1 protein-coding gene is annotated in these 2749 nt (G+C 74.1%); it reads right to left on the bottom strand.

Annotation, left to right across the window (positions count from 1 at the left end):
* Window positions 1-16: 16 nt before the first annotated feature.
* The coding region (cobN, locus tag AB0K09_RS32025; RefSeq protein WP_366068903.1) for a cobaltochelatase subunit CobN at window positions 17-2749 on the bottom strand (2733 nt) is incomplete at its 5' end.

Here is a 2749-nt window from a genome sequence, read left to right on the forward strand (position 1 = left end):
GCCCGGCCCTCCCCGCTCAGTCCTCCCCGCCCTCCAGGTTCCCCTCCGTCTCCAGGAAGACCTGGCGCAGCGCGTCGAGCGTCTCCGCGTCCGGCTTGGCCCACATGCCACGGCTCTCGGCCTCCAGGAGGCGTTCGGCGATGCCGTGCAGGGCCCAGGGGTTGGCGTCCTCGAGGAAGGCGCGGTTGTCCGGGTCCAGGACGTAGGTCTGGGCGAGCTTGTCGTACATCCAGTCGGGGACGACGCCGGTGGTGGCGTCGTAGCCGAACAAGTAGTCCACGGTGGCGGCCAGTTCGAACGCGCCCTTGTAGCCGTGGCGGCGCATGGCCTCGATCCAGCGGGGGTTGACCACGCGGGCTCGGAAGACCCGGGAGGTCTCCTCGACGAGGGTGCGGGTGCGGATGGTCTCCGGCCGGGTGGAGTCGCCGATGTACGCCTCGGGGGCCGTGCCGCGCAGGGCGCGGACGGTGGCGACCATGCCGCCGTGGTACTGGAAGTAGTCGTCCGAGTCGGCGATGTCGTGTTCGCGGGTGTCGGTGTTCTTGGCGGCGACGGCGATGCGCTTGTAGGCCGTCTCCATCTCGGCCCGGGCCGGGCGGCCTTCGAGGCCGCGGCCGTAGGCGTAGCCGCCCCAGACGGTGTAGACCTCGGCGAGGTCGGCGTCGGTGCGCCAGTCGCGGCTGTCGATGAGCTGGAGCAGGCCGGCGCCGTAGGTGCCGGGGCGGGAGCCGAAGATGCGGGTGGTGGCGCGGCGTTCGTCGCCGTGTTCCCGCAGGTCGGCCTGGGTGTGGGCGCGCACGTGGTTCTGCTCGGCCGGCTCGTCGAGGGAGGCGGCGAGCCGGACGGCGTCGTCGAGGAGGCCGATGACGTGCGGGAAGGCGTCGCGGAAGAAGCCGGAGATGCGCAGGGTGACGTCGATGCGGGGGCGGCCGAGTTCGGCGAGCGGGACGGGTTCGAGGCCGTTGACGCGGCGGGAGGCGTCGTCCCAGACGGGGCGGATGCCGAGCAGGGCCAGGGCCTCCGCCACATCGTCGCCGGCGGTGCGCATGGCGCTCGTGCCCCACAGGGAGAGGCCGACGGACTCGGGCCAGCGGCCGTTGTCGGTGCGGTAGCGCTCCAGGAGGGAGTCGGCCAGGGCCTGGCCGGTCTCCCAGGCGAGGCGGCTGGGGACGGCCTTGGGGTCGACGGAGTAGAAGTTGCGGCCGGTCGGCAGGACGTTGACGAGGCCGCGCAGCGGCGAACCGGAGGGACCGGCGGGAACGAAGCCGCCGGCCAGGGCGTGCACCGCGTGGTCGAGCTCGTCGGTGGTGCGGGCCAGGCGCGGGACGACCTCGCGGGCGGCGAAGGCGAGGATTGCGGCGACCTGTTCGCCGTGCCCGGCCGCCACGGAGGCGACGGCCGCCGGGTCCCAGTCCGCGTCCTCCATGGCCTCGACCAGCGCGCGGGCGCGCGCCTCCGCCTCGTCGGCGGTGGTGCGGGTGGCGGCGGACTCGTCCAGGCCGAGGGCCTCGCGCAGGCCGGGCAGGGCGGTCGTGCCGCCCCAGATCTGGCGGGCGCGGAGGATGGACAGGACGAGGTTGACGCGCTCGGGGCCGGCCGGGTCGGCGCCGAGGACGTGCAGTCCGTCGCGGATCTGGGCGTCCTTGACCTCGCAGAGCCAGCCGTCGACGTGCAGCAGGAAGTCGTCGAAGCCGTCGTCGTCGGGCCGGTCCTCCATGCCGAGGTCGTGGTCGAGCTTGGCGGCCTGGATGAGGGTCCAGATCTGGGCGCGGATGGCCGGCAGCTTGGCCGGGTCCATCGCGGAGATGGACGCGTACTCGTCGAGGAGCTGTTCCAGGCGCGCGATGTCGCCGTAGGAGTCGGCGCGGGCCATGGGCGGGACGAGGTGGTCGACGAGGGTGGCGTGGGCGCGGCGCTTGGCCTGGGTGCCCTCGCCGGGGTCGTTGACGAGGAAGGGGTAGACCAGCGGCAGGTCGCCGAGGGCCGCGTCGGGGCCGCAGGCGGCGGAGAGGGCGGCGTTCTTGCCGGGCAGCCACTCCAGGTTGCCGTGCTTGCCGAGGTGGACCATGGCGTCGGCGCCGAAGCCGCCGTCCTCGCGCGTGGCGGCGATCCAGCGGTAGGCGGCGAGGTAGTGGTGCGAGGGCGGCAGGTCGGGGTCGTGGTAGATGGCGATGGGGTTCTCGCCGAAGCCGCGCGGCGGCTGGATGAGGATCAGGAGGTTGCCGCGGCGCAGGGCCGCGAGGACGATCTCGCCCTCGGGGTCGCGGCTGCGGTCGACGAACATCTCGCCGGGGGCGGGGCCCCAGTGCTCCTCGACGGCCTCCCGCAGCTCGGCGGGCAGGGCGGCGAACCAGCGCCGGTAGTCGGCGGCGGGGATGCGGACGGGATTGCGGGCGAGCTGTTCCTCGGTGAGCCAGTCCTGGTCGTGGCCGCCGGCCTCGATGAGGGCGTAGATGAGCTCGTCGCCGTCGCCGGAGGCGAGGCCGGGGACGGGTTCGGTGCTCTCGTCGCCGAAGTCGTAGCCCTCCTCGCGGAGCCGGCGCAGCAGGGCGACGGCGCTGGCCGGGGTGTCGAGGCCGACGGCGTTGCCGATGCGGGAGTGCTTGGTGGGGTAGGCGGAGAGGACGAGGGCGAGACGCTTCTCGGCCGGCGGGATGTGCCGCAGGCGGGCGTGGCGCACGGCGATGCCGGCGACGCGGGCGGCGCGTTCGGGGTCGGGCACATAGGCCGGCAGGCCGTCCTCGTCGAC

The sequence above is a fragment of the Streptomyces sp. NPDC049577 genome, from assembly GCF_040675635.1.
GTDB lineage: Bacteria > Actinomycetota > Actinomycetes > Streptomycetales > Streptomycetaceae > Streptomyces.